At 62.8% G+C, this 23928-nt stretch carries 24 protein-coding genes and 1 pseudogene; 14 read left to right on the plus strand and 11 right to left on the minus strand.

All coding sequences use genetic code 11. The annotated features are described in order from the left end of the window. Positions 1-254: 254 nt before the first annotated feature. Positions 255-1280, plus strand: a complete 1026-nt coding sequence (locus CEW83_RS14290; RefSeq protein WP_108949939.1) for an Ldh family oxidoreductase — start codon at positions 255-257, stop codon at positions 1278-1280. A gap of 56 nt (positions 1281-1336) precedes the next feature. On the opposite strand, the gene CEW83_RS14295 is transcribed toward CEW83_RS14290, so the two are convergent. Further along, positions 1337-2335 carry a cytochrome-c peroxidase gene (locus tag CEW83_RS14295; protein ID WP_108949940.1) on the minus strand — a complete coding sequence of 333 codons (999 nt, stop codon included), beginning with the start codon at positions 2333-2335 and terminating at the stop codon, positions 1337-1339. 147 nt (positions 2336-2482) lie between these two features. Here CEW83_RS14295 and CEW83_RS14300 point away from each other — a divergent pair, with 147 nt between their 5' ends. The 3 genes from CEW83_RS14300 to CEW83_RS14310 all read left to right on the plus strand — a co-directional run bounded on the left by CEW83_RS14300 (position 2483) and on the right by CEW83_RS14310 (position 5284). Next, entirely contained in the window at positions 2483-3439 is a 957-nt protein-coding gene (locus tag CEW83_RS14300) for a hydrogen peroxide-inducible genes activator (RefSeq protein ID WP_108949941.1), read from the plus strand. Positions 3440-3599: 160 nt separating this feature from the next. Beyond that, on the plus strand, positions 3600-4526 hold the full coding sequence (locus CEW83_RS14305; protein ID WP_108951427.1) for an ABC transporter ATP-binding protein: 927 nt from the start codon (positions 3600-3602) through the stop codon (positions 4524-4526). Further along, positions 4523-5284, plus strand: a complete 762-nt coding sequence (locus CEW83_RS14310; RefSeq protein ID WP_108949942.1) for an ABC transporter permease — start codon at positions 4523-4525, stop codon at positions 5282-5284. The genes CEW83_RS14305 and CEW83_RS14310 overlap by 4 nt, the downstream gene beginning before the upstream one ends. Before the next feature lie 31 nt (positions 5285-5315). Here CEW83_RS14310 and CEW83_RS14315 read toward each other — a convergent pair whose 3' ends face one another. Then, positions 5316-6077 (minus strand): hypothetical protein, encoded by a 762-nt coding sequence (locus CEW83_RS14315; protein ID WP_234418840.1) that lies wholly within the window; start codon positions 6075-6077, stop codon positions 5316-5318. A gap of 36 nt (positions 6078-6113) precedes the next feature. Next, a pseudogene (locus CEW83_RS21775) lies at positions 6114-6314 on the minus strand (hypothetical protein); the annotation flags it as partial. Between the two features lie 57 nt (positions 6315-6371). On the opposite strand from CEW83_RS21775, the gene CEW83_RS14320 reads away from it, so the two are divergent. Beyond that, positions 6372-7979 (plus strand): diguanylate cyclase domain-containing protein, encoded by a 1608-nt coding sequence (locus tag CEW83_RS14320; RefSeq protein ID WP_108949944.1) that lies wholly within the window; start codon positions 6372-6374, stop codon positions 7977-7979. 129 nt (positions 7980-8108) lie between these two features. On the opposite strand, the gene CEW83_RS21085 is transcribed toward CEW83_RS14320, so the two are convergent. Further along, positions 8109-8270: a hypothetical protein gene (locus CEW83_RS21085; RefSeq protein WP_159099463.1), complete on the minus strand. Its 162-nt coding sequence runs from the start codon at positions 8268-8270 to the stop codon at positions 8109-8111. 192 nt (positions 8271-8462) lie between these two features. Here CEW83_RS21085 and gcvA point away from each other — a divergent pair, with 192 nt between their 5' ends. Then, entirely contained in the window at positions 8463-9398 is a 936-nt protein-coding gene (gene gcvA, locus CEW83_RS14325) for a transcriptional regulator GcvA (RefSeq protein ID WP_108949945.1), read from the plus strand. Between the two features lie 39 nt (positions 9399-9437). Here the strand turns inward: gcvA and CEW83_RS14330 are convergent, their stop codons facing one another. Next, entirely contained in the window at positions 9438-10013 is a 576-nt protein-coding gene (locus tag CEW83_RS14330; RefSeq protein WP_108949946.1) for an NnrU family protein, read from the minus strand. Between the two features lie 91 nt (positions 10014-10104). Between CEW83_RS14330 and CEW83_RS14335 the strand changes: the two genes are divergently transcribed. From CEW83_RS14335 to CEW83_RS14350, 4 genes are all read left to right on the plus strand, one after another. Further along, positions 10105-10410 (plus strand): hypothetical protein, encoded by a 306-nt coding sequence (locus CEW83_RS14335; protein ID WP_108949947.1) that lies wholly within the window; start codon positions 10105-10107, stop codon positions 10408-10410. Between the two features lie 19 nt (positions 10411-10429). After that, on the plus strand, positions 10430-10909 hold the full coding sequence (locus CEW83_RS14340) for a cupin domain-containing protein (protein ID WP_108949948.1): 480 nt from the start codon (positions 10430-10432) through the stop codon (positions 10907-10909). 48 nt (positions 10910-10957) lie between these two features. Further along, on the plus strand, positions 10958-12001 hold the full coding sequence (locus CEW83_RS14345; RefSeq protein ID WP_108949949.1) for an NAD(P)H-dependent flavin oxidoreductase: 1044 nt from the start codon (positions 10958-10960) through the stop codon (positions 11999-12001). Positions 12002-12176: 175 nt separating this feature from the next. After that, a complete protein-coding gene (locus CEW83_RS14350) occupies positions 12177-13151 on the plus strand; it encodes an endonuclease/exonuclease/phosphatase family protein (RefSeq protein ID WP_108949950.1) in 975 nt (324 codons plus the stop codon). 23 nt (positions 13152-13174) lie between these two features. On the opposite strand, the gene CEW83_RS14355 is transcribed toward CEW83_RS14350, so the two are convergent. The 6 genes from CEW83_RS14355 to CEW83_RS14380 all read right to left on the minus strand — a co-directional run bounded on the left by CEW83_RS14355 (position 13175) and on the right by CEW83_RS14380 (position 19384). Then, positions 13175-13792: a lipocalin family protein gene (locus tag CEW83_RS14355; protein WP_108949951.1), complete on the minus strand. Its 618-nt coding sequence runs from the start codon at positions 13790-13792 to the stop codon at positions 13175-13177. Beyond that, complete coding sequence (locus CEW83_RS14360; protein WP_108949952.1) at positions 13789-14106, minus strand: hypothetical protein; 318 nt, start codon at positions 14104-14106, stop codon at positions 13789-13791. Before CEW83_RS14360 ends, CEW83_RS14355 begins: the two co-directional genes overlap by 4 nt. A 441-nt stretch (positions 14107-14547) precedes the next feature. Then, a complete protein-coding gene (locus CEW83_RS14365; protein WP_159099464.1) occupies positions 14548-16338 on the minus strand; it encodes a diguanylate cyclase domain-containing protein in 1791 nt (596 codons plus the stop codon). A gap of 230 nt (positions 16339-16568) precedes the next feature. Next, on the minus strand, positions 16569-17519 hold the full coding sequence (locus tag CEW83_RS14370; protein WP_108949954.1) for an AEC family transporter: 951 nt from the start codon (positions 17517-17519) through the stop codon (positions 16569-16571). 10 nt (positions 17520-17529) lie between these two features. Then, the gene (locus CEW83_RS14375) at positions 17530-17757 is read right to left on the minus strand and encodes a DUF2798 domain-containing protein (protein WP_108949955.1); all 228 of its coding nucleotides are present in this window, start codon (positions 17755-17757) and stop codon (positions 17530-17532) included. A gap of 139 nt (positions 17758-17896) precedes the next feature. Continuing rightward, complete coding sequence (locus CEW83_RS14380; RefSeq protein WP_108949956.1) at positions 17897-19384, minus strand: PLP-dependent aminotransferase family protein; 1488 nt, start codon at positions 19382-19384, stop codon at positions 17897-17899. Between the two features lie 144 nt (positions 19385-19528). Here CEW83_RS14380 and CEW83_RS14385 point away from each other — a divergent pair, with 144 nt between their 5' ends. From CEW83_RS14385 to CEW83_RS14400, 4 genes are all read left to right on the plus strand, one after another. Then, positions 19529-20635: an ABC transporter ATP-binding protein gene (locus CEW83_RS14385; protein WP_108949957.1), complete on the plus strand. Its 1107-nt coding sequence runs from the start codon at positions 19529-19531 to the stop codon at positions 20633-20635. A 35-nt stretch (positions 20636-20670) separates the two neighbouring features. Continuing rightward, entirely contained in the window at positions 20671-21717 is a 1047-nt protein-coding gene (locus CEW83_RS14390) for an ABC transporter substrate-binding protein (RefSeq protein ID WP_234418841.1), read from the plus strand. A gap of 93 nt (positions 21718-21810) precedes the next feature. After that, positions 21811-23085, plus strand: coding sequence for an ABC transporter permease (locus CEW83_RS14395; protein WP_108949959.1), 1275 nt, complete (start codon positions 21811-21813; stop codon positions 23083-23085). Between the two features lie 10 nt (positions 23086-23095). After that, positions 23096-23920: an ABC transporter permease gene (locus CEW83_RS14400; protein WP_108949960.1), complete on the plus strand. Its 825-nt coding sequence runs from the start codon at positions 23096-23098 to the stop codon at positions 23918-23920. The last annotated feature ends 8 nt before the right edge of the window (positions 23921-23928 follow it).

The following is a 23928-nucleotide window of genomic DNA, read 5'->3' on the forward strand; positions in this document are numbered from 1 at the left end:
TTTTTCAACCGAGATCATGGGTGCCCCCGAGCTTTGAATGACGTAATCCCCGTACCGAGCGAAGGATCGAGCGAAACCCGGTAGTTTAAAGGATTGTGCGATGTTTTTTCGCGTGGGGATGCTGCGGGGCGCAGGGCGCCGGGAAAAACCGCCTTGCGCGCCGGCCCGTGAAGCGAATCCGGCCGCCTGCCGGGCCGCATCTGCTTTATGCGTAGAATATTGATCACTGATATTGAGGCCCAGGCGAACAGGACATGAGCACATCGACCAGCAAGACCCTTCTCCCTTTCTCCGAGATCGAAGCCCTCCTTGCACGGATCTTCGTGCGTCACGGCACCTCGGACGACGTGGCAAAGGTGCTGGCGGCAAACTGCGCCAGTGCGCAACGCGACGGATCTGACAGCCACGGCGTCTTCCGGATTCCGGGCTACCTCTCAACGCTGGCCAGTGGCTGGGTCGATGGCAAGGCGGTTCCGCGGGTGGAAGATGTCGCACCCGGCTATGTGGCCGTGGATGCCGGCAATGGCTTCGCCCAGCCCGCGCTGGAGGCCGCCCGCCCGCTACTGCTGGAGAAAGTCCGGCACAACGGCATCGCGCTGCTCGCGATCCGCAACTCCCACCATTTCGCGGCCCTGTGGCCGGACGTCGAACCCTTCGCACAGGACGGGCTGGTCGCCCTGGCCTTCGTCAACAGCATGGCCTGCGTCGTGCCGCATGGCGGCCACAAGCCGCTGTTCGGCACCAACCCGATCGCCTTCGCCGCGCCTCGCGCGGGTGCCGATCCGCTGGTGTTCGACCTCGCCACCAGCGCCATTGCCCACGGCGACGTGCAGATTGCCGCACGCGAAGGTCACACCCTGCCCGAAGGCTATGGCGTGGACCGCAACGGCGAGCCGACCCGGGACCCCGCCGCGATTCTCGACGGTGGCGCACTGCTGCCATTCGGCGGCTACAAGGGCTCGGCGCTGTCGATGATGGTCGAACTGCTCGCGGCAGCACTGACGGGCGGCAATTTCTCCTTCGATTTCGACTGGTCGCAGCATCCGGGTGCGAAAACACCGTGGACCGGCGAACTGCTGATCGTGATCGATCCGTCAAAGGGTGCCGGCAGCAATTTCGCCCAGCGCACGGAGATCCTCGTCAGGGAAATGCAGGACGCAGGCCAGACCCGCCAGCCGGGCGATCGCCGCTATCGCCAGCGCGCCGAATCCGCGCGCGTCGGCATTGCGATCGATACCTGCGAACTGGAGAAGCTGCGCGCGCTGGCCGGCGAAGGCTGAAGCGAAACAATGCAGAAAGGGGGCCAAGGCCCCCTGCATTTCAAACCCCTTGAAGCCTACTTCGAGAACGGCTGTGGCCGCGGTGTCGTATCCGACGAAGGTGGCAGGATCGGCAGTGCAAAACTTGGCTGATCGCCGGTCAAGGTCTTCAGGAAGGCCACGATCTTGGCATTCTCCGCATCGGTGAACTTCTTGCCCAGCTGCAGGCGCCCCATGATGTCGACGGCCTCGGCGAGCGTGTTGGCCGCACCATCGTGGAAGTACGGATAGGTCAGTTCCACGTTACGCAGGGTCGGCACCTTGAAGTTGAAGCGGTCCGCGTCCTTGCCGGTCACATCCGCACGGCCGCCGGCAGTGGCCTTGGTTTTGTAGGGCTCGACGATACCCATCTTCTGGAAGGAGTTGCCGCCCACGGCCTCACCGTTGTGGCAGGCAACGCAGCCGCTCTCCTTGAACAAGGTGTAGCCCGCCAGTTCGTTTTCGGACAGCGCATCGGTCTTGCCCAGCAGCCACTGGTCGAAGCGCGAGTTCGGCGTCACCAGGGTTTTCTCGAACTCGGCGATGGCGAGCGTGACCTGATCGATATCGATCTTGTCCTTGCCGAAGACCTGCCTGAACTCGCGGACGTAGCCTGGAATGGTCTCCAGCACCTGCACGGCCAGGGTATGCGAGAAGCCCATTTCGCCAGGGTTGGCGATCGGGCCACCGGCCTGTTCCTTGAGGTCGGCCGCACGGCCATCCCAGAACTGTGCGAGGTTCAGGCTCGAGTTCAACACCGTCGGCGAATTGATCGGACCTTGCTGCCACTTGTCGCCGATCGAGGTGGGAATGTTGTCCGTGCCACCCATCGAGAGGTTATGACAGGAGTTGCATGAAATGAAACCTGACTTGGAAAGGCGGGGATCGAAGTAGAGCTTCTTACCCAGGTCAACCAGACCGAGATTGATGTTGGCTGCCGGCTTGATGACCTGAATGGGTTCGTCCGCCGGTGCCGCTGCAGCGCTGGCAGAGATGCCAACGGCAACAATGGAAGCGACGAGGATTTGGAGTCTCATGCTGAACACCTCTAACTGATGAAAAGCTGTTGCAAACGCGATTGCGTGCAAGATACGCTCCACAACTTTCCAGGTATTGACATAACTCAATGTTTTTATTGTAGTTTTTTGCTATACATTGCATAGACAAGTCCTATAGCCAGAGCCATGAAACTTACTGCCTTGAGATATCTCGTGGCCTTCGCCGACGAAGGCTCCTTCAGTCGGGCCGCAGAGCGTTGCCAGGTCAGCCAGCCAACACTCAGTGTTGCGCTTCAGCAACTGGAGAGTGAACTCGGTGTGTCCCTCATCGAGCGCAGCAAGGGACGTGTCGCCCTCACCGACCTCGGCAGGCAGGTCGTCAATCAAGCGCGCAAGGCGCTCGACGATGTCAAACGCATCGAACTTGTGGCCCGTACCGGCAAGAATCCGCTGGCTGGCGACTTTCGCCTTGGCGTGATCCATACCATCGGCCCCTACCTCTTGCCCGAACTCATCTCGGCCATGAAGAAGGTCGCCCCCGACACACGCCTCTACATCGAGGAAAGCATGACCGCACTGCTCGCGGACAGCCTCAAGTACGGCACCATCGATGCGGCAATCATTGCGCTGCCGTTCGACATGCCGGGCATCAGGGTGCACCCGCTGTATGACGAAGAGTTTCAGGTCGTGGTACCCAAGGGGCACCGTTGGTCAAGGCGCAAGAAGATCGCGCGTCACGAAGTGGGCGACGAAGACGTGCTGGTGCTCAAGGCAGGCAACTGCTTTCGCGAACAGGTGCTCGACGCCTGCCCCGAGATGAGCCACGCAGACGGCTCGGCGCTTGAAGGGCATTCGATCGAGACCGTACGCTGCATGGTGGCATCGAACTATGGCATTTCCGTCCTGCCTGCCTCATCGCTGGGTGGCGTGTATCGCAACGACATGGTGACGGCCATCCCCTTCGAGGCCCCCGCGCCCTCACGCCGGGTTGCAATCGCCTGGCGTGACGGTTTCACCCGCACCGAGGTCGTCGACGCCATCATCGGCGCCGCCGGCATGATGAAGAACCCGTGCTATCAGGCCATCGAGCCTCCGGATCAGAAGCAGGATGCCGCCTGCGCGAGCCCGTCGCTAGCGTGTTGATCCGTGCCGCACAGAACACACATCTGCTGCAGGACACGTAATTCGAGCAACTGGGGCTGACGGCGTTCGCCGCGGTGTTCCCGGGTTGATGATTGCCGTGCGCCATGTTGTTCTCGGGCGGATACCAGACACAGTTGCATCGTCTGGTATGTTCACGGTCATGACGACAATGATTTCCATCTCCAGCTTATCCAAGACCTACGAAGGCGGTTTTCAGGCACTCAAGACCGTCGACCTCGACATCCGGCAGGGCGAGATCTTCGCGCTGCTGGGGCCCAACGGCGCGGGCAAGACAACGCTGATCAGCATCGTGTGCGGGCTGGTCAACGCCTCGACCGGCACGGTGAAGGTCGGCGGCCATGACATCGTGGCGGACTACCGCGCGGCGCGGGAGCTGATCGGGCTGGTGCCGCAGGAGCTCACCACCGAAGCCTTCGAGACCGTGTTCTCGGCCGTGAGCTTCAGCCGTGGCCTGTTCGGCAAGCCGGCCAATCCGGCCTACATCGAAAAGGTGCTGCGCTCGCTGTCGCTGTGGGACAAGCGCAACAACAAGATCATGACGCTGTCGGGCGGCATGAAGCGGCGCGTGCTGATTGCCAAGGCCTTGTCACACGAACCCCGGGTGCTGTTCCTGGACGAACCGACCGCGGGCGTGGACGTCGAATTGCGCCGCGACATGTGGGCGCTGGTCAGCGAACTGCGCAAGCAGGGTGTCACGGTGATCCTGACCACGCACTACATCGAGGAAGCCGAGGAGATGGCCGACCGCATCGGCGTGATCACCCGCGGCGAGATCATCCTGGTGGAAGACAAGGCCACGCTGATGCACAAGCTGGGCCGCAAGCAGCTCACCGTGCAACTGCAGGAGGCCATCGACACCATCCCCGAATCGCTTGCGGCCTATGGGCTCGAACGCAGCGCCGAGGGGCATGCGCTGGTGTTCACCTACGACGCCGAGCGTGCGCAGCACGGGGTCGCCGCGTTGCTGCGCGATCTCGCTGCGGCGGGCATCCCCTTCAAGGACGTGAACACGACCCAGAGTTCGCTGGAGGATATTTTTGTGGATCTGGTGAAGGAAGAGCGATGAACCTGCACGCAATCAATGCCATCTACCGCTTCGAGATGGCCCGCGCCCGGCGCACGCTGACCCAGAGCATCATCTCGCCGGTGATCTCCACCTCGCTGTACTTCGTGGTGTTCGGCGCCGCCATCGGCTCGCGCATTCCGCAGGTCGACGGGGTGAGCTACGGCAGCTTCATCGTACCCGGCCTGATCATGCTGGCGCTGCTCACGCAGAGCATCGCCAACGCCTCGTTCGGCATCTACTTTCCACGCTTCACCGGCACCATCTACGAAGTTCTGTCGGCACCGGTGTCCTATCTGGAGATCGTCATTGCCTATGTGGGGGCAGCCGCCACGAAGTCGATCATCCTCGGGCTGATCATCCTCGCCACGGCCGCGCTTTTCGTGCCGCTGACCATCCAGCACCCGCTGTGGATGCTGATGTTCCTGGTACTGACCGCGGTCACCTTCAGCCTGCTCGGCTTCATCATCGGCATCTGGGCTGACGGCTTCGAGAAGCTGCAGCTAGTGCCGATGCTGATCGTCACCCCGCTCACCTTCCTCGGCGGCAGTTTCTACTCGATCAACATGCTGCCGCCGTTCTGGCAGACGGTGACGCTGTTCAATCCGGTGGTGTATCTGGTCAGCGGCTTTCGCTGGAGCTTCTACGGCATTGCAGACGTCAGTCCGATGCTGAGCCTGGCGATGACCCTGTTCTTTCTCGTCGCCTGCATCGTGACCGTCGGCTGGATCTTCCGCACCGGCTACCGCCTCAAGCCCTGACAGGGTCAGGGCGGAGCGGGCCGCCCCTGCACTAGCGCTTGCTGCTGTCGACCTCGCATTCTGGCACGGTATTCCAGCGCTCCGGCGCGCAGTATTTCCAGCGCGCCTTCTCGCGACAGGCGATGCGCGGAAAGAACGACTCGGCGTCGCACGCGGCCAGATCGGCCTTGAGCGACGCCAGCCATGAGTGCGCCGGTGATGCCGGTCTGGGCGCAGGCGCCGGCTGCGCGGGCGCGGCCTTGCGCTGCACGGTTTCGGTGGATTTCGCCCTGGGCGCGGGTTTTTCGGGCTCAACAACGGGATCCGGCGGCGAGGCTGGTGTCAGCTCAGGCTGCGCCACAGCCTCGTCCGTCGATGCAGGCGGCGCCAACGCAACGGTCTCCTCCGCCTTTGCAGTCGCTTCAGCCTCGGCTTCCGCGTGAAGCTCGGGGGACACTGGAACACCCTCTGGCTGCACAGCAGCTGCAGTCTCCGGCGCCGGCACAGGGGCTTCGTCAGCAGCGCTAAAGAGATAGAAACTCCCAGCCGCAAGCAGCAGCACGAGGAGTGCGGCCGCCAGAACCCGCTTGCGCCCGGTGGAGGCCGCTGCATTTCCCGTCACTGCGCCGGCGGCCGGGGCCACGGTCTGCGCGACGCCCGCAAACACATCGTCCACCGTGTCGGCGGGTGCAGGGGTCGGCGGCATGAAGTCGGGAATGATCGTGTCTTCGGCATGAAAATCGGGCGTGTCGACGCCGGCTTGCCCCGCATCCCAGGGCAGCTCGTAAGGCGAAACGCCCGTGTTCGCGGCCACCTTCGTACGCGCGCCACAATGGCTGCAGAAACGGGCATCGGACCGGACCTCATTTCCACAGGCAGAACACTTCATCACAGCACTCATTTCGTTGACGCCAACATAGTGCAAACAATATTCATCGACCGCAACCGCATCGTCCGCTCCGCCAGCGCACCCGGGTGACGGCTCACCCCGGATACCTGCATTCGCGCCCGCGCAGCAGCGTCTTACCAAGGACATACAAGACAGCTGCATTGCTGCCGGAAAGTCCGTGTACCATCCGGGGAACGCCCCACAGACGACACCTAACCAATGCCTGCTTCCGAAGCATTCTCGCGTCGTCACCTCGCACTGGCATTCGCCATTCTCATGCCATTTATGGCGCTCGCGCTGCAGCTACGCCTGTGGACCTCGATTGAGCCGCTTGCCTTCATGCTCTTCTATCCCGCGCTGGTCGTCAGCAGCTGGATCGGGGGACGTTCGGGCGGCACCATCGCCCTGATCCTGTCCATCGTGCTTGCCGACTGGTTCTTCATGGAGCCCCTGCAATCGCTGCGCGTCGACAACCCGACCCATATCGCGAGAATCGTCGCATTCTCCCTGATCGGCATTCTGATCATCTATGCGCACCACCGCTTTCAACTCCGCACCGAGCGCTATCAGAACACCACCGAAAACATCGACGACGTGGTCTGGGTGCTCGACGCGGAGACTCAGCGCCTGCGTTACGTCAGCCCATCGATCGTCAGGCAGCTCGGGTTCGCGCCCGCCGAGATCATGGCATTACCCATCGAGAGCGCCCTGACCCCGACCATCGCAGCGCAGGTGCGCAGTCTGGCGGTGGGCGACACCGCGCTCGGCAACTCGGTTACCGAGGAAGTCAGAAAGACGCGCAAGGATGGCTCGACAGTCTGGACCGAGGTTGTCATGACCCAGGCGCGCAATCAGAGAACGGGCAGGCAGGAGGTCCACGGCGTCAGTCGCAATATCACCGCACGCAAGTACGCCGAAGAGCAGCTGAAGCTCAGCGAGCAGCGGATGCGCAAGATGCTCGACAACATCCCCACCGCGATTGCGTGCTGCACGCTCGGAAGCAAGGCCGAGATCGTGTTCCTGAACCGGCAGTTCGTGCGCATTTTCGGCTACAGCCTCGACGAGATCCCCGACCTCGGCACCTGGGAGCAGCTGTCCTGTCCCGACGAGCAATCCCGGCGCAACCTGGCGCTGCCGTGGAAAATGGCCGTGGGCACGATCCCCGGCGAAAGCGCCGAGGGCATGGAATCGCGCATCCTGTGCAAGAACGGGTCGATGCGCGATGTCCTGATCAATGCCGACCGGCTCGAGGACATGATGCTGGTGTCCTTCACCGACATCACCGAACGCAAGCAGGCCGAGCAGCGCCTGCGCCACATGGCGCAGCACGATCCGCTCACGGATCTGCCCAATCGCGTCCTGTTCGACGAACATGTCGGCGTTGCACTCGCCACCGCGCGCCGCGACGGAAGCCGGTTCGGCCTCATGTTCATCGACCTCGACCACTTCAAGAATGTGAACGATACGATGGGCCATCGCATCGGCGACCTGCTGCTGCTCGAGGTCAGCCAGCGCCTGCGCCAAACCGTGCGCGAATCCGACATTCCCGCGCGTCTCGGCGGGGATGAGTTCGTGGTGCTGCTGCAACACGTGCACCACGCCGGCGATGCCCTGCGGGTTGCAGAGAAAATCCGGACCCGACTCGGCGAGCCGTTTTCGATCGAAAACAATACCTTCTCGATTTCAGCCAGCCTCGGAATCGCGATCTATCCCGATCACGGCAAGGATTCAATCAGCCTTGCACGCAATGCAGATACCGCGATGTACCACGCCAAGCAAAGCGGACGCAACGCGATCGCCCTCTCCGAATCCGGCGCGGCTGCGTGACGGATCCAGAGCCCGGCCGCACGCCCTCAGCACCACCTCGCTCCGCGGCAAGCGCCAGCGCACGAGAATGATTGAGTCCCGACGCGGGAAGCCCGGATACCGGGTTGCGCATCATAGGTCTGCAGTCGCTCAGTTGTAACCCAGTTGGACCACATCGATCAGCTCGGGGCGCTCGGCGCAGTCCGGCGTCATCGATGTGCACGGCGCGGTCTGTGCAGTCGCCAGCGCAAACGAGCGAATGGCATTGATCTGGGACATGTCGGCGTTAAGGGCGCTGGTGGCAACTTGCATAGTTTTGCTCCTGAATGTGAAATCAAATGTAATCACGAGCGCTGCCGGCAAACACTTCCGCAATAAAAGTATTTACACAAATGTTTCTGTTAAACAATGACTTGCAGCACTCAAGGGGTGCCATTCTTGTCCCAGTGCCAAGCCTTTTCAAACGAAATAGAATACGAAGATCATGAGTTAAAGGAATGAATCATGCGTCGTCGCATCCCGAGCATCGAATCGCTGACGGCCTTCGAAGCCTCCGCCCGCCATCTCAGTTTTACGCGGGCGGCGGACGCGCTGTCACTGACGCAGAGTGCAGTGTCCAAGCAGGTGGCAGTCCTCGAGGATGATCTCGGCGTGCGCCTGTTCAACCGCATCAAGAAGCGCATCTCGCTGACCGAGGCGGGGCAGCTCTACTTCAGGCAGGTCGTCGACGGGCTCGACCGCCTCGAGCGCGACACGGTGTCGATCATGACCCACCGCGGCGCCGGCGACGTGCTCGAACTGGCGGTGATTCCGACCTTTGCTGCGCGCTGGCTGATCCCGCGCCTGCCCGACTTCCAGCGCAGCAACCCGGGCATCACCCTCAACCTCACGACACGGTCCGATCAGTTCCTGTTCAACGACACCGTGTTCGATGCAGCGATTCACTTCGGCGAGTCGGTGTGGCCCGGGGCAACGAGCACCTGGCTGTTCGGCGAAGAAATGATTCCGGTGATGTCGCCCGCACTGTTGCGGCAGCAGCCGTGCGAAGAGCCCGCCGCGCTCGCATGTTTCCCCCTGCTCCATCAGTCCGCACGCCACAATGCGTGGCGGCGCTGGTTCGAAACGGCCGGGGTCACGGCGGTCGAAGCCATTGGCGGGCCGCGCTTCGAACTGTTCTCGCTGCTGGCCGAAGCGGCCCGCGCGGGCCTTGGCGTTGCGCTGGTACCGCGCTTTCTGGTGCTGGACGAACTGGCCTCGGGCGATCTGGTCGCCCCCTTCGACATCATCCTGACCGAGAAACTCGCCTACTACCTGGCGTGCCCGGAGAGTCGTCAGGACCGCGCCGCCGTGCAGCGCTTTTCAGACTGGCTGCTTGCGCAGGCGGAGATGTACCGGGCGACACACCCCGCCGATCATTCCACCGAGTCGCCGCCCCCGTGAGCGGGCCGGCCGCAGGCGCGCCAGACCCGAGGGCCGGTTTCAGGCGAACGGCGCCACACCAATCAGCGACAGGTGCAGATAGCGCACGAACACGAACCAGCCCACCAGGCCCACGATCAGCGCCACGGCGTCGCGAGCGATCCTGCCTTCACGAACCACGCCCTGTGCGCGGTCGCGTTTGCGCGAACTGACGAAATCCATGATCGCCCATGCCAGGAAGCTGCCGAACAGCAGCACATCGCCCAGGGTGCCGTTGGCGATCAGGTGCGACAGCGCCCACAGCTTGACCCCGGCGACCATGGGATGACCGATCCTGGCCTTGATCAGCGTTCCGGGCACGTAGGCGGCCGCAAGGAGCACGAAAGCGGGCAGGGTGAGCAGGGCGGCAAGGTGGTGCGTCCACATCGGTGGCACCCACAGCACGACGGGGTCCATGCGCATCTGCCCGTAGCCCCACACGATGAGCGCGAAGCCGATGAGCGACACGATGGAATAGGCAAGCTTCCATTTCATCATGCCATAGTGTTCGATGTAGCGATTGCGGTTGTCTTCGGCGAAGATCCGGCTCGAATGGGTGGAGAAGAACAGCAGAAGCCCGATGATGAATGCAGTCATACGTAACGCCCCGTTCGAATAGTCAAGTATCGGACCGATCTTAGCAGTCTGCGGCTGCTCTAGAATGACGGCTTTTCCGCGGGGTACAGGAATGAAGCTCAACCAGATCCCGATGGGTGCCCGCTTCGAATACAAGGGCATGGTCCTCACCAAGACCGGCCCGATGACCGCAGCCACGGAGAAGGGCGGCCAGCACTTCATCCCCAAGTTTGCCGTGCTCAAGCCGGTGGCAGGCGAGGCCTCGCCACTGCCTGCGGCCGAATCGCGCACGCTCGATGCGGACAAGGTGCTCGCCGCATTCGAAACCTATCATTCAATGGCATTGCGCCTCGCCGACGAGACCGCGCGCGCAGAACTGGCTGCTGCCCGTGCGCGCTTTCTCGCGGCCCTGAACTGACTTCAAGCCGGAGCCGACCATGAAGCCCACAAGCCCTGTTGCCCTGCCTGCAGCGGACGTGCCGCTGCGTGCGATCCTGTCGAACTACCCGAAGGTGTTTGCAGCACGCATGGCAGGGCGGGAGAAGCGTGCACTCGGCGATGCCTTCGGACTGTCGAACTTCGGCGTCAACCTCACCCGTCTTCCACCCGGTGCGGTGTCGGCGCTGCGTCATTCGCACTCGAAGCAGGATGAGTTCATCTACATCCTCGAAGGCCATCCCGTGCTGCACACCAACGCCGGCGAAACCCGCCTCACACCTGGCATGTGCGCCGGCTTCAGGGCAGGAAGCGGCGACGCACACCAGCTCGCCAATCCGGGCGACGCCGATGTGGTCTATCTGGAAATCGGCGACCGTACAGCGGGCGACAGCGTCGTCTACCCGGACGATGACATCCAGGCCACGCGGCGTGACGGCCGCTGGGAGTTTGCGCACAAGGACGGCACAGCCTACGACTGAGCGCGGCGCCTCAGGCAAACACTCGCCACATTTTTTGCGGAGAACGGCATGACAGTGCAGACACACCTTGGTACGGCGTTGCCAATCATTCAGGCGCCGATGGCGGGGGTGCAGGGCAGCGCGCTCACGATTGCCGTGTCGAACGCGGGCGGCCTGGGATCACTGGCCTGCGCAATGCTCACCCCGGATGCGCTTCTCAAGGAACTGCAGGCGATAAAGGCGGGCACGGACCGGCCCTACAACCTCAATTTCTTCTGTCACACGCAACCCGAACAGAGCAGCGAGCGCGAACAGGCATGGCGGGCCACGCTCGCCCCCTATTACGCCGAATTCGGCATCGACCCGGAGACGATTCCGAGCGCCGCCGGCCGGGAGCCCTTCACCACTGCGACAGCCGATCTGATCGAACCCTTCAAGCCGCCCGTCATCAGTTTCCACTTCGGCCTGCCGGACCCGACGCTGCTCGCACGGATCAAGGCCTGGGGAACGCAGGTCCTGTCCTCGGCAACCACGGTCGAGGAGGCGCAGTGGCTTGAGGCTGCGGGGGTCGATGCGGTGATCGCGCAGGGGCTGGAGGCCGGCGGCCACCGCGGCATGTTCCTGAGCGACGACATCACGACCCAAACCGGCACCTTCGCCCTGGTGCGACGCATTGTGCGGGCAGTCGATATCCCGGTGATTGCAGCGGGCGGTGTCGCCGACGCCGAAGGTGTGGCTGCGGCGATGACGCTCGGGGCGGCAGGGGTGCAGATCGGCACCGCCTACCTGCTGTGCCCGGAAGCCAGCACCAGCGCTGTTCATCGCGCCGCACTGCAAAGCCCTGATGCCGCGCACACTGCGCTCACCAACCTGTTCAGCGGCCGGCCAGCACGCAGCATCGTCAATCGCTTCATCGCCGAACTGGGGCCCCTGTGCCGCGCTGCACCAGCGTTTCCGCTGGCATCGACTGCCATCGCGCCACTGCGTGCCGCGGCCGAGGCGCTCGGCAGTGGCGCGTTTTCGCCGCTGTGGTGCGGCCAGCACCCACCGCGCTACGCGGATCTGGATGCTGCCAGCCTTACCCGGGCTCTGGCGTCCATGACGCAATCCTGAGCAGGCCGGAAGCGGGCGCTTGAATCCCGCACCCTGTGGACTAGCTTTAACGCATCAGCCCGGACAGCCCCGTCGGCGCCCCCGAAGCACGCCGGCAGGCGTTACGCGCGGTGCAGCATCCGATTCATGCCCGGCGCCGTCCCGCACCGCGCGCTTTGCGCCTGGAGAAGCAGTCATGCCGCAACTCGACGATCTGCCGCCACTTGCCGTCCAGTCCGACATCGCCGCCCTGCACGCGCATCTTGACGACGTGATTCCATCAAAGCGTCTGGATGAAAACCTGCTGATCGCGACCTGGAACATCCGCGGCTTCGCCTCGCTCACCCGGGAATGGACCGCGGGCGAACACGACTCCCCCAAGCGTGATCTGCGCGGATTGCTGGCGATTGGCGAGATCGTCCGGCGCTTTGACGTGATCGCGCTGCAGGAACTCAAAGGCGATCTCAGGGCGCTGCGCGATCTGATGAAATGGCTGGGCCCGAACTGGGCCTTCCTGATGACCGATGTGACTGCGGGTCCGCAGGGCAATGGCGAGCGCATGGCCTATCTGTTCGACCGGCGCAGGGTGGAGCTGTCGGGCCTCGCCTGTGAGCTGGTGGTGCCTCAGGAGTGGCTGGATGAGATCCGGCCCGACGCACTGCAACGCCAGTTTGCCCGCACACCCTATGCAGTCAGCTTTCGCTCCGGGCCCGCCACCTTCATCCTCGCCACCCTGCACGTCACCTACGGCGCGAGCGCCGCCGGCCGTATTCCGGAACTGCGCGGCATTGCGCGCTGGATGCGCAAGTGGGCAGACAGCACCAACGCCTGGTCGCAAAGCCTGATCGCACTCGGCGACTTCAACATCGACCGCCGTGGCGACCCGCTGTGGCAGGCCTTCACCTCGACCGGACTGACGACGCCGCCAGATCTCGACGCAGTGCCGCGCTCGATCTTCACTCGCGCGGAAAATCCCTCAACGAACAAGCATTACGATCAGGTCGCCTGGTTCACCGGCGACGACGGCAAGGCCCAGCTCAACATGACTTACCGCCGCGGTGGCTACGTTGATTTTCTGCCGTTCGTGTACCGGGAGCTCGATCTGAGCAAGAGTGCGGTGTCGTATCGCGTCTCCGACCACTACCCGCTGTGGGTTGAATTCGGTCTGTGACGCGAACCCGACACTGAATGCGTTCAGTGTGCCGATGCGCGCGCCGGCGCCGACACATCGAGCGGCTTGTGCTCGACCCAGATCAGTCTGCTCGTATCGAAGCCAAGCGCACTCGCCTTGCTCACCAGACGCTCGCGCACCTCGGCGGGGAGTTCGGGGGTGCGCGCCAGAATCCACAGGTAGTCGCGGTCGGGCCCGGTGACGAGCGCCCAGCGATAGCTCGGCTGATCGAGATCGGCAATGTGATAGCCACCATAGAAGGGCCCGAAAAAGGACACCTTCAGCGAGCCGACGTCGCGCTCACCGAGAAAGACGGCCCGGCCCACCGCCTCACGCCACTCGGCCTTTTTGCCATCGTAACCACGGTTGATCACCTCGACGCTGCCGTCCGCCTGCAGGCGGTAATCGGCAGTCACGTCGCTGAGCTCGCGCTCGAAGGAATGGTCGAGACGCGCGATTTCATACCAGCGTCCGAGATAGCGATCGAGCTCGAAGGGCGACACCGGCGTCACCCCATCCGGTACCGACGTGCATGCACTCAGCGCCGCAACGCTGAGCAGGAGCAGGGCGGCACGCTTCAGGCCTGCGCCCGAAAGGTGCTGGCGCAGGGAGCGCCCTGCCACCCGCAACCCGGCGCTCAAGGCCGGTCGCCCTCACGCGGGTCCACTTCGCGAATCACCTCGCCCTCGATAACCAGCCCCTCTGCGGCCGCATCGCGGCCCTGCTGCTCGCGCATCTGCTTGCGCAGATCGCGCGACTTCCACCACAGATAGCCCCAGGCGGCCACGCCGACGGTCAGTACGACGGCGAACAGAAACACCGAAAACATCAGGGCAACGGCAAACAGGCCGACGGTGGCAACGAGCGCCACCGCCTTCTGCAACAAGGTGCGGGGTTGGGCAGGCGAACGCGAGAACTGCTGGAAGAAATTTGCCCGGCTCTTGTCGGTATACATGGAGTTCCTCGGGCAGCAAGGGCTGCCAGTCAATGATAGGTTCAACAGTCAGATTGAAAGCGACGGTAAAGATTCCCCACCCCCTGCTCAAGCTGGAAAACAGGGGGAGGATCGCTGCGTCAGCGCCCGGCGCCGAACCATTGCCGGCAGATCCGCAACAGCCGGCAGCGGCAATGGGCGACGCGCATACGAGACCATCTGTGCCCGGGCGCAGCCCTCGCCCGCGCTCACATCCGCCTTCGCCCCTGCATCCGGGGCGGACACAGGTGCTTCGTACCGGGTCTGGTCAGCCATCGATGTTCTCCGGGACAGGAATAGCAGCCATCGCAATCCGCACAGCCGAGCAGGGCTCAAGCCCGCAACCATGCCGCACATCGCGCACAGGGGCAAGACTGCCGCCGCAACCGCCCGCTCTCGACGCACACACACGGCCGCAGAGACTCAGGTACTCCAGGTCGCGCGCCCCATCTCCTTGGCACGATACATGGCAACGTCCGCCTTGTGCAGCAACACCGCTGCGGTGTCGCCATCGTCAGGGAAACGTGCGATCCCGACACTGCAGGAAATTTCGAGCGACTGTTCGCCGATCTGGAACGGCCGCGACAGGCTCTCGACGATCTTGGTCGCCGTTGCCTCAACCGCCGCCTTGTCGGCATTGCGCGGCATCAGCACCACGAACTCGTCGCCCCCCATGCGCGCCACCGTATCCTCGTCCCGGAACAGGGCTTCGAGCCTGCGCGCCACCTCGCACAACAGCAGATCCCCGGTGTCGTGCCCGAAGTTGTCGTTAACCGGCTTGAAACGATCGAGATCGACGAACAACACCACCACCATCGACGGATGACGCCGGGCATGGCTGATCATGCGTTCGAGGCGGTCCATCATCAAGGCCCGGTTGGGCAGGCCGGTGAGAACGTCGAAGTTGGCCTGACGCCAGATTTCCTCGTCCTTGCGCCGCCGCTCGGTGACATCGGCAAGCAGCACGATTCGATTCGCCATCCTGCCGTCCGCGCCGCGCACCACGGAAAGCGTTGCGTGGCCGGTATAGGTTTCGCCGTTCCAGCGCAGCCCGTCGAAATCGTCTTCCCAACTGCCGGCCGGGTGACGACCGATGATCGCACCCAGGTTGCGCGCCCCCGGAACACTCGGCGACAGCAGGGCCGGACTGCGCCCCACGACTTCATCCAGCCCATAACCGGTGATCGCAGTAAACGCAGGATTGATGCCGGAAATCCGCTCATGATCGTCAACGATCATGATGCCTTCGGCCATGTTATCGAACACGCTGCGATAGTGTGCCTCCCGCTCCTGTGAGGCCTCCACCACCTTTTCGTAACGCCCGAGCGCAATCACCAGGGCCGCACTGGCCAGCACCAGCAGACTGCTCAACAGAAGGGCGCGCAACAGGGACCGCTGGTTGAGCGCCTTGACCGGCGCCAATGCTTCCTCCAGCCCGATACCCATGACAACAATCAGCCCGGAAGGCAGGCGAACCCAGGAAAACTGCCGCTGTATGCCGTCGAGCGCTCCCGATGTGACGTAATCACCTTCCCTCTGCTCAGGGTGCTGAAGGAAGGGCCTGTCAGGCGGCACGTATTTGCCGTAATGCCCACCACCATAGAGCGTTCGCATCAGATAGGCACCATCGGCACCGAGCACCGCGAACAGGTCGCTGCTGCCGACCTCGAATGACTTCAGCTTTGCCACCCAGGCGTCGGGAGACACGGCGAGCGCCACCACGCCCTTGAACGCGCCATCCGCGCTCCGCACACCGCGAGCAAACTGGATGCTCCACTTGTTGGACAGGCGCCCAAGCACCACATCGCTGATCACGAGCTTGTCTTCAGTGGCCCCGGCAAGCAACCTGAAATAGGCCCGGTCGCCAAGAAAATTCATCGGTGCCCGCCCCAACGATGAATAGGAAAGAAAGCCATCTTCACTCACATGAAACAGCTGAATGACGATGTCCTGCGCCATCGATGCAGTAACGATCCGCCCCAGCACATCGAGCGACTTTGGTCCGGTAAGAATCGCCTCACGTGCAGAGCGCAAAACAAAATTGAAACTATCGATCGTGGCCTGAATCGAGCCCGCAGCAGCACGCACATGCACCATTGCCTCAACACGGATGCGCTCACGCTCCGCGGCCTCCGTCGACGCCTGTGTCGCGATCAGGTCACGCCAGAGCAGCGCAAGCACGACCACGCAGGCAAGACCGATCACGACCCGCATCGATTGCAGCGGTCGTCGCGTGCAGGCAGCTAGAACACTCGGCAGAAATCGCGCCACAAAACGACATCTCCAAGGAGGACGTGCCAAGTATGGCATCACCGCGCTGACCCACCGGATTCGGCAGAATCAGCGCGCCATGAGCAGTCATCTTACACTGCCCCCAGCACCTGAACTCAGGGTCGCAACTCAGACTTCATGCCCGCTGCGTCAGCCTCGGTACCTCGCCCGCCTTACATCAGTTGCAGGCCTTTCAGCACCACGATCCCGATGCTGGTACAAAGGATGGAGCCCAGCGTGGTCAGGGCGATGATGTTGGCGGCAAGCACCGAATTGCCGCCCATTGCACGCACCATGACATAGCTCGCCGCGGCCGTTGGTGCCGACGACATCAGCAACAGCACGCCCAGATCAACGCCGCGGAAGCCCACGACAATGCCGCCCAGCGCAAAGAGCAGCGGCACCAGCACCAGCTTGCTCGACGCCGCCAGCAAGGTGTTGCTCATCTCAAGACGCAGACTGCGGAAATTGAGCGTCGCGCCGGTGCACAACAGGGCCAGCGGCAGGGTGAGGTCGGCAAAATACTGGGCCGACTGCACCGCGACCTTGGGCAGGGGAATCTGCAGCCAGGATACGGGCAGGGCGAGCACGATGCCGATGATCAGCGGGTTGGTGACGATTCCCTTCACCATCCGTCCTGTGCCCTGGCGCCGGTGCAGCGACCGACTCAGGGTAACGACGGCCAGAACGTTGAAGAGGATGGTGACCAGCCCGAGATAGAGTGCCGCCGCGACCAGCCCGGCATCGCCATAGGCATTGACACAGTAGGCGAGGCCAATGATCCCCATGTTCGAGCGGAACCCGCCCTGAACCACCACGCCCCGGTCTTCGGCTGGCTCCACCCACCGTGCAGCAACCCACTCCAGCAGCAGAAAGACCAGAAAAGTACCGATCAGTCCGAAGGCGATCAGTCCCAGATTGGTCGCCTCGCCGAACTCGGTCTTGGCGATGCTGAGAAACAGCACCGCCGGCAGGCCGATGGAGAAGACAATTCGCGAACCGCCCTCGATGAAGCCGTCGTTGAGCATGCCCGTGCGGCGCAGCCAGATGCCGAGCGCGAGAATGATGAAGATCGGCCCGGTGACCGAGAAGGAAAAACTCAGCACCGCCAGAAACTCGGTCATGAATCCCGCCTCACCGCGCCAGCCAGGCAAGAATCTTCACTGTCGCGCGCTGCGCAATCGGAATCGCCATGAAGGCGGCAATCGCAGCCAGCGGCCAGGCCACGATGAAGGCCTTGACCCAGCGCAGAAAAAAGTCCGGCGGAAAACCGAGATTGAGCCAGGTGATGATCGCGGTCATCAGGAAGGCCATGATGCCCGCCATGATCACGGGCTGAACGTGTTGAGGTTTGAGTCGCAATGTCCTGATCCCGGTGCGTTTGGCGGGTTGAGCCGCGTGGCTGCATGAATCTCCTGATTGTCAGCCATCTTCGCCGTTTCGTGTGCACCTGCACAATACGTTCAATCCGCAAGGACGCGGTGAACGCACGCCGCTGCGGTCAGCCACAACCGCGACGCTTACGCTCGGCTTCGATCAGGCGCACCAGCTTGAGTGCAGGTGCTTCGATCTGCTCGACCGGAATGGCCGCAAAGCCGAGATTCATCCCCTGCAGCCGGTTTTCGGCCGCGACCGAGTACAGCGACAGCGCACGCAGCACCACACCATCGCGCAGGGCATCCGAGGCCAGTTGAACATCGTCGATCGGAAAGTTGAAACGCACCGGGAGGTGCAGCCCGGCCAGGCCACCCAGCGAGGTGATCGAATCGCCAAGTTTCGCTTCGAGCAGGTCGCGCAGGCAGTCGCGCCGCTCCTCGTAGATGCCTCGCATGCGACGGATGTGTGCGGTGAAGTGGCCACCCTCGATGAACTCGGCCAACGCCGCCTGCTCAAGCATTCGCCCCTCGCGGTAGAGCTCGGCATTGCCCACCGTAAATGGCTCGATCAGGTCTTCGGGAACGACCAGATAGGCAAGTCGCAGCCCCGGATACATGACCTTGCTGAAGGTGCCGACATAGATCACCCGCTGCGCGGTGGACAGGCCGAACAGTGACGCCACCGGGTGCGAGTGGTAGCGCACCTCGTTGTCGTAATCGTCCTCGATCACCCAGGTGCGGTTGCGCTCGGCGAACTCAAGCAGGCGCAGGCGTCGCTCAAGCGAAAGCACCGCACCGGTGGGATACTGGCTTGAGGGTGAGACGAAGATCATGCGCGGCGGCTTGAGCCAGTCTTCCTCGCGCGGATTGATGCCATTGTCGTCGACCGGTACCGGGTGAATGCGCAGATCGGCCGCGGACAGCACGTTGCGCGCGCCCCAGTAGCCGGGGTCCTCCATCCACACGGAATCGCCCACATCGGCCAGCATGCGCGCGCACAGATCAAGCGCCTGATGCGAACCGTTAAGGATGAGAATCTGCCGCGGCGAGCACGACATCATCCGTGTCACCTTGAGGTAATCGGCGAGCACCATCTTCAGCGGGCCGTAGCCGCCGTAGCCATATTGCGCCAGATGACGCTGCTCGCGCCGCATCTGCTTTGCCAGCAACCTGCGCCAGGTGGGGAAGGGAAAATGCCCCACATCCGGCAGGCCGGGCATGAAGGCGCCCGACTGCACGCGACTGCTCAACGCCTTGCCGGCGATCGCATTACCGCGCCGCGACATGCCCTCCTGACGCGTACCCACCAGGCGTCGCGGCGGCTGTGGCGAGGCAATCTGACTGACTGCATCCGACACGAAAGTCCCCGATCCGACTCGGCTCTCGAGGTAGCCCTCGACCAGCAACTGATCATAGGCACGCACTACCGTATTGCGGCCCAACTCTAGCTCTGCCGCGAGCACACGTGTTGGCGGAACAGCAGTGCCGGCATCGAGACTGCGCGCCAGAATCGCCTCTCGAATGCTCAGGTAGAGGCGCGCCCTGCTGCTTGCAGATGCCGCCTGCTTGCGATACGCCTGAATAATGACTTCACAGCTCAAATGGTTATCCATTGCACCGCACCAAGAATTGGACCCAGTAATATCGAATGAATTGGTTCGTACATAATCCGATTCTATCCCCTAGGATAGAGACAACACGAATTCGACCCATCCAGCAGCAGGGACAATAGCTGCTTGCCAACAAATGAGGACAGGATGACGAACCAAAATGCTTCCGCACCCCACGTCAGCTTCCGCAACGTGCAGAAGTCGTATGACGGTGAGACGCTGATTGTCCGCGATCTGAACCTCGACATCCGGCGCGGCGAATTTCTCACTTTGCTCGGCCCTTCCGGATCGGGCAAGACCACCTGCCTGATGATGCTGGCCGGCTTCGAGACCCCGACCAGCGGCGAGATCCGCCTCGAAGAGCAGATCATCAACAAGCTGCCCCCGCACAAGCGCAACATCGGCATGGTGTTCCAGAACTACGCCCTGTTTCCGCACATGAGCGTACTGGACAATCTGCGCTTCCCGCTCAAGGTGCGCAAGCTGCCGGCAGCAGAGGTGGATGCCAAGGCCAAACGCGCACTCGACATGGTGCAACTGGGCAGCTTCGGCAGCCGCTACCCGCAGCAGCTCTCCGGCGGCCAGCAGCAGCGCATCGCCCTGGCCCGCGCACTGGTGTTCGAGCCGCAACTCGTGCTGATGGACGAGCCGCTGGGCGCGCTCGACAAGAACCTGCGCGAACAGATGCAGCTCGAGATCAAGCACATCCAGCAGAACCTCGGCGTCACCGTGGTCTTCGTCACCCACGACCAGAGCGAAGCACTGACCATGTCGGACCGCATCGCGGTATTCGACAAGGGCATCATCCAGCAGATCGACTCCGCGGAGCGCCTGTACGAAGAGCCGACCAACGCCTTCGTCGCCAACTTCATCGGCGAGAACAATGCGCTGGTGGGCAAGGTCGAGCGCATCGAGGGTCATCACTGCGATGTGCGCCTGGATTGCGGCACCCTGATCCGTGCCCGCACCGGCAATGTCTCGACCGGCGACCGCACCCTGGTATCGGTGCGCCCCGAGCGCGTCGTGCTCGACGAGTCTGCCAACAGCTGCGCCAATTTCCTCGACGCCGTGGTGAAGGAGTTCATCTACCTCGGCGATCAGGTCCGCATTCGCGTCGACCTGTGTGGCAATCACGATTTCACCATCAAGACCCCGATCTCCAATCTCGATCATTCGCTCAGGAGCGGAGACCGGATTCGCATCGGCATGGACGCGGCACACATGCGTGCGCTCGAGCCCCTGCCGGCAGCCTGAGAAACACCACACCCACTGCTTTACAAGGAGTCAGCATGAAAATGAAGCTCAGCAGGACCCTGATTCAAGGCGCTATCGCCACCGCAGCACTGGTCATGGCCGGCAGCGCGGCCGCCGATGTCACCGTGATCTCGTTCGGTGGTGCCAATCAGAAGGCCCAGGAGAAGGCGTTCTACGGCCCCTTCGCCGCATCCAAGGGTGGCAACGTGACCCCGGGCGAGTACAACGGCGAACAGGCCAAGATCAAGGCCATGGTCGAAGCCGGCAACGTGACCTGGGACGTGGTGGAAGTCGAATCGCCCGAACTGCTGCGCGGCTGTGAAGAAGGCCTGTACGAGAAGATCGACTACAGCAAGGTTGGCGCAAAGTCGGAATTTCTCCCGAAGACGGTTTCGGAATGTGGCGTCGGCATCTTCGTGTGGTCGACCGCGCTGGCCTACAACGCCGACAGGCTCAAGACGGCACCGACCTCCTGGGCCGATTTCTGGGACGTGAAGAAATTCCCCGGCAAGCGCGGTCTGCGCAAGGGCGCCAAGTACACCCTCGAATTCGCACTGCTGGCCGACGGCGTCAAGGCCGACGACGTATACAAGGTATTGGGCACCAAGGCGGGCGTCGAGCGTGCGTTCAAGAAGCTCGACCAGATCAAGGGCGACATCCAGTGGTGGGAAGCCGGTGCACAGCCGCCGCAGCTGCTCGCATCGGGCGACGTGGTGATGAGCTCGGTCTACAACGGCCGTATCGCCGCCGCGCAGAAGGAAGGCAAGAACCTGAAAATCGTGTGGAACGGCAGCATCTACGACGTCGATTCGTGGGCCATCCCGAAGGGTTCGCCGAAGCGTGACGAGGCCTACCGCTTCATCAAGTTCGCCAGCCAGGCTGAGAACCAGCGCGTCTTCTCCGCCGAAATTCCTTACGGCCCGACCAACGCCAAGGCTGTGAGCGGCATGGATCCGAAGGTCGCAGCCGACCTGCCGACCGCACCTGAGAACCTGAAGGGCGCCTTCGCCACCGACACCGAATTCTGGGTCGAGCATGGTGAAGACCTCGAACAGCGTTTCAACGCCTGGGCTGCACGCTAAGCGCTCAGTGACAGAACCGCACCGGCTCCCCTCCCTCCCTGGCCGGTGCGGAACTGCCACCCCTGCAAGCCCCTGAATCGAACGGAAATTGCCATGACTGCTGCCTCCAACACTGCTGATGCGCTGGTAAGCCCTGCTGTCGCATCCGTGCCGTCGCTGAAGAAGCGCCTGCGGCGTGCCGAGATGCGCAAGAAGCTCCTGTATGGCGCGCTGATTCTGCCTCTCGCCATCTTTCTGCTGGTGGCCTTCGTATGGCCAATCGCATCGCTGCTGACACGCAGCGTGGACAACCCGGAAGTTCATGACAATCTGCCGCTCACCCTGCGCGAACTGAAGACCTGGGACGGGAAGGACATTCCCGCCGCCGCGGCATTCGCGGCACTTGCCAACGAGCTTGAGTCGGCAAAGGGCAGCCCGGCGATTGCCGAAATTGCCAAGCGTCTTAACCGTGAGGAAACCGGTTATCGCAGTCTGATCATGAAAACCGCGCGCAAGCTTCCGCTTGAGGCTGACACCAACATACAGTCCGCCCTGATCGACATCGATGCGCGCTGGGGCGAATCCGACATCTGGCAAGCGATCCGCCGCTCGGGTGGCGCCACCACGCCGTTCTACCTGCTCGCCGCCATCGACCGCAGCATCGATTCCAACGGTGACATCGTTACCGCGCCGCCCGAAGAAGCCGTCTATGTGAATGTGCTGTTACGTACCTTCTGGATGAGCATGATCGTGACCGGCCTGTGCCTTGTGCTCGGCTTCCCGGTCGCCTATCTGATGGCCAAGCTGGCGACCAGGCAAAGCAACATGCTGATGTTCTTCGTGGTGCTGCCATTCTGGACTTCGGTGCTGGTTCGGGTCGCCGCCTGGATCATCCTGTTGCAGAACGAAGGCCTCATCAACAAGATCATGATGGCCGTCGGCCTCACCGACAGCCCGCTGCAGTTGCTGTTCAACAGTGTTGGCGTCTATGTGGCAATGGTCCATATCCTGCTGCCCTTCATGGTGCTGCCGCTGTACTCGGTGATGAAGGGCATCTCGCCGGTCTATGTCCGTGCCGCGATCTCGCTCGGCTGCCCACCGTTCAAGAGCTTCTGGAAAGTCTATTTTCCGCAGACCCTGCCCGGCATCGGTGCCGGCGCGCTGCTCGTCTTCATCATGTGCATGGGCTACTACATCACCCCCGCACTGCTGGGCAGCCCGCAGGAACAGATGGTGAGCTACTTCATCGCCTTCTACACCAACCAGACCATCAACTGGGGCATGGCTGCCGCACTGTCCGCCGTGCTGCTGGGCGCCACTCTGGTGCTGTACATGGTCTATGCCCGCTACCTTGGCCCCACCCGGGTCAAGATGGTCAAGCCGCGCTAAGGAGATCAAGATGCTGCAACCCTACGCATCCCCGCTGGAACGCGCATGGCACTACGGCCTGCGAGGCATGGTCGGCATCGTGCTGTTGTTCCTGATCCTGCCGATCCTGGTCATCGTGCCGCTGTCTTTCAGCTCCGATACCTTCCTGATGTACCCGATGGCGGGTTTCTCGATGCGCTGGTACGAGGAGATCTTCACCTCGGGCGCATGGCAGAACGCAATGATGAACAGCCTGATCGTATCGCCGCTGTCGACCCTGCTCGCCATGGTGCTCGGCACGCTTGCGGCAATCGGCCTTGTCCGCACCGACTTCCCGGGCAAGGCGCTGCTGACCGCAATCCTGATCTCGCCGATGGTGGTGCCAGTGGTGATCGTCGGTGTCGCGATGTACATCTTCTTCGCCCCGCTCGGCCTCACCGGCAGCTATACCGGCCTGGTCATCGCGCATGCGGTGCTTGGCGTGCCCTTTGTCGTCACCACTGTCACTGCCACGCTGCAGGGCTTCGACTTCAATCTGGTGCGCGCCGCCTCCAGCCTCGGCGCCAACCCGGTCATCGCCTTCTTCAAGGTCACGCTGCCGCTGGTCGCGCCCGGCATCATCTCCGGCGGCCTGTTTGCGTTTGCCACCTCCTTCGACGAAGTCGTGGTCACGCTCTTCCTTGCCAGCCCCGAGCAGACCACGCTGCCACGGCAGATGTTCTCCGGCATCCGCGAGAACATCAGCCCCGCGATTGCTGCCGTCGCCACCATCCTGATCCTGCTGTCCACCCTGATGCTGGTCACCCTCGAATGGCTGCGCCGCCGCAATGAACGCATCCGCGGCAAGCGCGCCTGATCCCGACT

The organism is Parazoarcus communis, from assembly GCF_003111645.1.
In the GTDB taxonomy this organism is placed as follows: Bacteria; Pseudomonadota; Gammaproteobacteria; order Burkholderiales; family Rhodocyclaceae; genus Parazoarcus; species Parazoarcus communis_A.

Bases quoted from the DNA above. Each gene is read 5' to 3' on its own strand.
- CEW83_RS14290 (WP_108949939.1), top strand. From the start codon at position 255: ATGAGCACATCGACCAGCAAGACCCTTCTCCCTTTCTCCGAGATCGAA.
- CEW83_RS14295 (WP_108949940.1), bottom strand. From the start codon at position 2,335: ATGAGACTCCAAATCCTCGTCGCTTCCATTGTTGCCGTTGGCATCTCT.
- CEW83_RS14300 (WP_108949941.1), top strand. From the start codon at position 2,483: ATGAAACTTACTGCCTTGAGATATCTCGTGGCCTTCGCCGACGAAGGC.
- CEW83_RS14305 (WP_108951427.1), top strand. From the start codon at position 3,600: ATGACGACAATGATTTCCATCTCCAGCTTATCCAAGACCTACGAAGGC.
- CEW83_RS14310 (WP_108949942.1), top strand. From the start codon at position 4,523: ATGAACCTGCACGCAATCAATGCCATCTACCGCTTCGAGATGGCCCGC.
- CEW83_RS14320 (WP_108949944.1), top strand. From the start codon at position 6,372: ATGCCTGCTTCCGAAGCATTCTCGCGTCGTCACCTCGCACTGGCATTC.
- CEW83_RS21085 (WP_159099463.1), bottom strand. From the start codon at position 8,270: ATGCAAGTTGCCACCAGCGCCCTTAACGCCGACATGTCCCAGATCAAT.
- gcvA (WP_108949945.1), top strand. From the start codon at position 8,463: ATGCGTCGTCGCATCCCGAGCATCGAATCGCTGACGGCCTTCGAAGCC.
- CEW83_RS14330 (WP_108949946.1), bottom strand. From the start codon at position 10,013: ATGACTGCATTCATCATCGGGCTTCTGCTGTTCTTCTCCACCCATTCG.
- CEW83_RS14335 (WP_108949947.1), top strand. From the start codon at position 10,105: ATGAAGCTCAACCAGATCCCGATGGGTGCCCGCTTCGAATACAAGGGC.
- CEW83_RS14340 (WP_108949948.1), top strand. From the start codon at position 10,430: ATGAAGCCCACAAGCCCTGTTGCCCTGCCTGCAGCGGACGTGCCGCTG.
- CEW83_RS14345 (WP_108949949.1), top strand. From the start codon at position 10,958: ATGACAGTGCAGACACACCTTGGTACGGCGTTGCCAATCATTCAGGCG.
- CEW83_RS14350 (WP_108949950.1), top strand. From the start codon at position 12,177: ATGCCGCAACTCGACGATCTGCCGCCACTTGCCGTCCAGTCCGACATC.
- CEW83_RS14360 (WP_108949952.1), bottom strand. From the start codon at position 14,106: ATGTATACCGACAAGAGCCGGGCAAATTTCTTCCAGCAGTTCTCGCGT.
- CEW83_RS14365 (WP_159099464.1), bottom strand. From the start codon at position 16,338: ATGCGGGTCGTGATCGGTCTTGCCTGCGTGGTCGTGCTTGCGCTGCTC.
- CEW83_RS14370 (WP_108949954.1), bottom strand. From the start codon at position 17,519: ATGACCGAGTTTCTGGCGGTGCTGAGTTTTTCCTTCTCGGTCACCGGG.
- CEW83_RS14380 (WP_108949956.1), bottom strand. From the start codon at position 19,384: ATGGATAACCATTTGAGCTGTGAAGTCATTATTCAGGCGTATCGCAAG.
- CEW83_RS14385 (WP_108949957.1), top strand. From the start codon at position 19,529: ATGACGAACCAAAATGCTTCCGCACCCCACGTCAGCTTCCGCAACGTG.
- CEW83_RS14390 (WP_234418841.1), top strand. From the start codon at position 20,671: ATGAAAATGAAGCTCAGCAGGACCCTGATTCAAGGCGCTATCGCCACC.
- CEW83_RS14395 (WP_108949959.1), top strand. From the start codon at position 21,811: ATGACTGCTGCCTCCAACACTGCTGATGCGCTGGTAAGCCCTGCTGTC.
- CEW83_RS14400 (WP_108949960.1), top strand. From the start codon at position 23,096: ATGCTGCAACCCTACGCATCCCCGCTGGAACGCGCATGGCACTACGGC.